The organism is Periweissella fabalis (assembly GCF_012396505.1).
Taxonomy (GTDB): domain Bacteria; phylum Bacillota; class Bacilli; order Lactobacillales; family Lactobacillaceae; genus Periweissella; species Periweissella fabalis.
On sequence record NZ_JAAXPN010000008.1, the window covers coordinates 103,699 to 109,975 of the forward strand.

The following is a 6,277-nucleotide window of genomic DNA, read 5'->3' on the forward strand; positions in this document are numbered from 1 at the left end:
AAAACGATGAAAATTGCAGTTGATGCAATGGGTGGCGATTATGCCCCATTGGAAATTGTTAAAGGGGTTGAAAAATCTCGTGACCAGTTTAGTGATATTGAATTTATTTTATTTGGGGACGAAGCTAAAATTAAAGCGGTCTTGAAAGATACAACACGGGTAACAATTCACCATACTGATGATATGATTGAAATGGGTGAAGAACCAGTACGTGCGATCCGGCGCAAAAAAAATTCATCAATGGTTTTAGCGGCCACCGCGGTTAAAAACGGTGAAGCAGATGCTTTCTTTTCAGCTGGTAACACAGGTGCAATCTTGGCCGCAGGAATCTTTATTGTTGGTCGGATTAAAGGAATTGATCGACCAGCTTTAGCAACGGTTTTACCATCAGTTGATGGCCCACATGATTCATTTGTAATGATGGATATGGGAGCTAATGCTGAATCTAAAGCAGCACATTTATACCAATATGGTTTCTTAGGTGATTTTTATGCTGAAAAAGTCCTTGGCTTTGAAAACCCCCGTGTTGGTCTTTTGAATTTAGGAACTGAAGAAGATAAAGGTGATGAAGTTCATAAAGAAGCCTGGCAATTACTAAATAAAGCACCAAAATTAAACTATATCGGGAACGTTGAAGCTCGTGAGTTACTTAATGGAGCTGCTGATGTTGTAGTAACGGATGGTTCAAATGGTAATACGGCTTTAAAAGCTATTGAAGGAACAGCACTAACCATTATTAATTTATTGAAAGAATCAATTCTTGGTGGTGGTATTAAAGCAAAACTAGGTGGTCTATTAATCAAAGATGCATTACGTGGTATGCGTGATAAATTAGATTATACAAAGGCAGGTGGTGCAGTATTACTTGGTGTAAATGCCCCAGTTGTTAAAACGCATGGTTCTGCTAAAGAACGAGAAGTTGCCAATACATTCGCCCAAATTCATACGATGGTGCAAAATGGACTGGTTCCAGCAATTCAAGATTATATTGCTAATCATGCTGATGTGATTAAAGTAACAGCAAATGAAGAAAGTAAAGGATAATTTTATGACTAAACAAGATATTTACAACACAATTAGTGCCTCAATTATGGAACAATTCAATTTAAGTGCTGACAAAATTAAACCTGAGTTAAATTTTTTAAATGATATCGATGCAGACTCAATTGATTTTGTGGAATTAGTACTAGACTTGGAAGATCATTTTGATGTTGAAATTCCAGATGAAGATGCTGAAAAATTAGTTACTTTACAAAATACGGTTGACTATATTGCTGACAAAAAAGGGATTACGGCTTAAGTTAAAGTTGTGACAAGCTACCATATTAGCGGAAATATATACAAGAGTTGTGGTCTAATTACTTTTTAGTAATAATTGGTAACTAAAAATAGTTCCAAAAGGCCGATATATTTAAAATAATATACATAAATCCCAGGGAAAATTAATTCCCCTGGGATTTTTGCTAGCATTTCTCAATAGCAGCCAAATTTTGGCATATTATCTTTTAAACATACTGAACTTTTGGTGGATATTAAAGAATCAAATTACGATTAAAAAACAGATACAAGTTCAGGTATATCTAGTGATAACTAGCTAATTAACAAGAAATTAGGGTGTAATTAATGTTATAATTTATTATGGCATTTATTTGCATTTTTACTGCCTAATGAGGGAGGAATTAAGTACGTGTTAGATAAATTACAAACACAATTAGAAAAACAATTTGGGATTAAGTTCAACGATTCAAAATTACTCGTTGAAGCTTTTACACAAGGAAATTATTTAAATGAACATCCAAATTTTAAAGGACATGATTATCAGCGCCTTGAATTTTTGGGTGATGCTGTGATGCAATTACAAACGGCGCAATATCTATACAAAAATTATCCGTCATGGGACGAAGGCCAACTTACTGAACTTCGAATTGCGATGGTTCAAACGCGTTCATTTGCATCGCTAGCTAAGCAATTATCGTTTAATGAATACATTTTATTAGGTCACGGTGAAGAATTAAACGGTGCTCGTAATCGGGATTCGTTACTTGAAGATGTTTGGGAAGCTTTTATTGGGGCTTTATATTTAGACCAAGGTGCAGAAACTGTCACTAACTTTTTAACACAGCACATGTTTAATAAGATTAAAACAGGCTTTTATGATCAATTTATCGATTATAAGAGTAAGTTACAAGAATTTTTACAAAAAAATGGTGCAGTGCAAATTAAATATCAAAAGCTTAGTCAATCAGAACTTGATGAGCATAATCAACAGCAGTTTACAGTAGCTGTTGAAGTACAAGGTAAAGTTTTATCAACTGGTAATGGTAGTTCTTTAAAGAACGCTGAAAAAGCAGCTGCACGAGCAGCTTATCAACAATTAACGCAAAAGTAGGAACGATATGAAGCTCAAATCTTTGGAAATCAGTGGATTTAAATCATTTGCTGACAAAACAAAAATTGAATTTAAGCCAGGTATGACAGGAATTGTAGGACCCAATGGCTCTGGTAAATCAAATGTTATTGAAGCTATTCGCTGGGTAATGGGTGAACAATCAGCCAAAGGCCTACGTGGCGAAAAAATGCAAGATGTCATCTTTGGTGGTACTAGTAAACGGAGTCCATTAAATCGGGCTGAAGTTACGATTGTCTTTGATAATAGTGATCACTACTTAAAAACAGATTTTACCGAAATTAGGATTAGTCGGCGTTTATATCGCTCAGGAGAATCAAATTATCTAATTAATGGACAAGATGTTCGATTGCGCGATATTGTTGAATTGTTCATGGATACTGGTTTGGGACGTGAAAGCTTTTCAATTATTTCTCAAGGGCGAGTTGAAGCAATTTTTAACTCAAAAGCAGAAGATCGTCGCACAATTATTGAAGAAGTTGCAGGTGTTTATAAATATAAGCAAAACAAAGAACGTGCACAAAAGGAACTTAAGCAAACCCAAGAAAACCTTGATCGAGTTGAAGATATTTTACAAGAAGTTGCTAGCCGGATTGAACCACTTAGTCAGCAAGCAGCAATTGCTCAAGATTATTTAGGACAAAAACAGCGTTATGATGCCCTAGAGAAATCACGATTAGTAATCGAGATTGATGAGTATTCGACAGTTCAAGCAAATAATGCAAATAAAGCAGACCAATTAAAAACAATTATTGATAAACAACAAAAAGATGTTAATCATAAACTTCAACAATTAAAACAACTCAAGCAAAGTCAGCAACTACTACATCAACGGCGTGACCAAATACAAGCAAAATTAGTTACGTTGGCACAGACAACTGAACGTTTAAACGGCTTGCAAAATATTACAGCTGAACGTGAACAAACTAGAACTAGTAGTATAAAAGAATTGACGAATAGTTTACAAGAAACGGCACTTAGTTTAAAACAGGCTGAGAATGATTTAAAGAATAAAAAAGCAGAATTGAGTAATCAGCAAGCTAAGATTAAGCAAGTTGAAACTGAGTTAGCTGATTTAAGTGAACAAACTGTAACTAGTCGAATTGAGCAATTACAAGCAGAAGTAGCTAAAACTGAAGCGGCACATTTGGCAGAATTAAAATTACAAGTAACAGTACAAAATGAAGTACAAAATGCAGTCAACAATTTAAAGCAAGTGACCAATAACGGAACGGATGTTCAGGCTCAATTAACCGCTATTAAAGATAAATTAGCACATGCACAAGCGGAACAAAAAACATTAGAACAACAATTAGTACACGCACAAACTGAGCAACAAAAAGTCCAAACTGAATTTGAGAATGTAACAGCAGCATATCAAGTTGCCCACAATCAACAAAAACAACATCGCCAAGCATGGTTAGATGGTCTAGCGGTTGCCAAACAAGCACAAGCCCGATTAGAATCATTACAGGCAATGGATAATGAGTATACCGGTTACTATCAAGGTGTCCGTAATTTAATGCGACATCGAGAAAAGTTTCCTGAAATTGCAGGAACTGTTGCTGATTTATTAAATGTTCCAGCTGAATTTAGTAAAGCAATTGAAGTTGCACTTGGAAGTGCACTACAGCAAGTTGTTGTCGCAAATGAACAAGTTGCTAAAAATGCAGTGCAATTTCTAACTAAGCAACGGCTAGGACGGGTAACATTCTTACCGATAAATGTAATCAAAGGCCGTAGTTTGTCGGCACAACAGTTGGGATTAATTACAAATATTGAAGGATTCCAAGGCGTTGCAAGTGACTTAGTAACATGTGGTAACAAGTATAGTAAGATTTTGACCCATTTACTAGGAACTACAGTGATTGCAAGCGATTTAGATAGTGCAACAACTATTGCTCAAGCCGGACAGCATCATTTTAAAATTGTGACAATTGACGGGCAAATAATTAATCCAGGTGGTTCAATTACAGGTGGAGCTCAACGTAATGATAATAATGGTGTTTTGCAACAGAAAACAGAAATTGAACAATTAACCCAAGCGGTTGCTACAATGAAAGTTGAGCTAGCCAAGTCTGAAGCTACGGTACAAGACTTTGAGCGACAAGTAGGTGAATTGACGGAAATGGGGACTGCTAAACGGTCTGAATTAGCCATTTGCAACGAAAATGCACAGATTTTAATTTCAAAAGTTAAACTAGCTAACGAAAACGAGCAACACTTACAACAACAAGTGCATCAATTATTACAGCAGCAACAAAGTTTTGATGATAATATAAATAATTTGACGCAAACAGGTACTGATAATAAAGTTAGGTTAACAACTATCGAAGAAAATATCAGTAAATTACAAACCAAAATTGTATTAGCAAAGGACGAAATAAATAAGTTGTCTCAAAGCCAAAATGCTTTGAGCGAGCAAATATTTGCTAAGCGAGAATGGTTAGCGGGTCAGCGAGCTACAGGGACTGCTTTGATGAATGATATTACTTCATTAAAACAGCAAGTGGCACAATTATATAAAAATCAACAACAGCTTGAGCAACGCTTAGCATTATTTTCTGCGGGTGGCGATGAACTAGAGCAAGCTCGTGAACGTGCGCAACGTGAACTTGTTGTGGCACAGCAAGATTATCAACAGGCAACTCGCGACTTAGCGACTATTAAAGATGAATTAGGCCAAATTGAGATTGCTATTCAAAGTTTAGAACAGCAATTAGAACATCTTCAAAGTACTCAAAGCTTAAGTCAACAGGAATTAAGTACGCTTAACTCGCAACTTGCACGTAATAGTGCACTATTAGAACAAGCTCAACAACAGTTAACCGAAGAGTATGATTTGACAATAGAGGCGGCTAAGTTGGAATTAGTCAATATGCCAATTGACGAAATTAAGACACAGCTTAAACTTATTAAACGAGGATTAGATGAATTAGGCGATGTAAATCTTAATTCAATTACTGAATATCAAGAGGTATCTAATCGCCATGAATTTTTAAGTAAGCAACAAGCGGACTTAATTGCCGCACGAGATAATTTGTTTACGACCATGGCTGAGATGGATAATGAGGTTTCAAAGCGTTTTGAAACAACGTTTAATGCGGTTGCAGGCCAATTTAATGATATTTTTGGGCGGATGTTTGGTGGTGGTAAAGCAGAATTACGTTTGACTGATCCAAGTAATTTGTTAACCACAGGCATTGATATTATGGCACAACCACCTGGCAAGAAATTTCAACAAATGTCATTACTTTCAGGTGGTGAAAAAGCTTTGACAGCTATTACATTACTTTTCTCAATTTTAGCAGTTCGGCCAGTTCCATTTGCTATTCTAGATGAAACTGAAGCAGCATTAGACGATGCTAACGTTACTCGTTTTGCACAATATTTACACACATTTGAAAATGATACGCAATTTATTGTAATTACCCACCGTAAAGGAACTATGGTTAATGCTGATATGTTATATGGTATTACAATGCAAGAATCTGGAATTTCAAAGCTTGTCGCCGTTAATTTAGCTGATATTAAGCAATAAAAGTGAGGACATAAAATGGGATTATTTGATATTTTCCGTAAAAAAGATACAGAAAAACATCCTGAACAAGTTGATGAAACTATTCAAAAGACAACACCTGATGTAAATAACGCACCAGTTAATAGTGAACCAGCTCAAGAGGATGCAATTCTTAATAAAGAACCAGTAGTTAAGGTTACAAAGGGAATTAAGATTCCGATTGCAGACACGCCAGTTACTGAAACAACACCAGAAGTGGAATCAGACACAACGGTTACTGAAACAACACCAGAAGTGGAATCAGACACAACGGTTACTGAAACAACACCAGAAGTGGAATCAGACACAAC

4 protein-coding genes and 1 pseudogene are annotated in these 6,277 nt (G+C 35.8%); all 5 read left to right on the plus strand.

The features are described 5' to 3' along the window. Positions 1–6 precede the first annotated feature (6 nt). Complete coding sequence (gene plsX / locus HF964_RS07730; RefSeq protein WP_168722473.1) at positions 7–1,044, plus strand: phosphate acyltransferase PlsX; 1,038 nt, start codon at positions 7–9, stop codon at positions 1,042–1,044. A 4-nt stretch (positions 1,045–1,048) separates the two neighbouring features. Beyond that, positions 1,049–1,300: an acyl carrier protein gene (gene acpP / locus HF964_RS07735; protein ID WP_168722474.1), complete on the plus strand. Its 252-nt coding sequence runs from the start codon at positions 1,049–1,051 to the stop codon at positions 1,298–1,300. Positions 1,301–1,687: 387 nt separating this feature from the next. Then, positions 1,688–2,389 carry a ribonuclease III gene (gene rnc, locus HF964_RS07740; RefSeq protein WP_168722475.1) on the plus strand — a complete coding sequence of 234 codons (702 nt, stop codon included), beginning with the start codon at positions 1,688–1,690 and terminating at the stop codon, positions 2,387–2,389. Positions 2,390–2,396: 7 nt separating this feature from the next. Then, positions 2,397–5,948: a chromosome segregation protein SMC gene (gene smc / locus HF964_RS07745; RefSeq protein ID WP_168722476.1), complete on the plus strand. Its 3,552-nt coding sequence runs from the start codon at positions 2,397–2,399 to the stop codon at positions 5,946–5,948. Between the two features lie 15 nt (positions 5,949–5,963). Continuing rightward, a pseudogene (locus HF964_RS07750) lies at positions 5,964–6,277 on the plus strand (hypothetical protein); the annotation flags it as partial.

Coding starts and splice junctions, on each gene's coding strand:
- plsX (WP_168722473.1), top strand. CDS start 7: ATGAAAATTGCAGTTGATGCAATGGGTGGCGATTATGCCCCATTGGAA.
- acpP (WP_168722474.1), top strand. CDS start 1,049: ATGACTAAACAAGATATTTACAACACAATTAGTGCCTCAATTATGGAA.
- smc (WP_168722476.1), top strand. CDS start 2,397: ATGAAGCTCAAATCTTTGGAAATCAGTGGATTTAAATCATTTGCTGAC.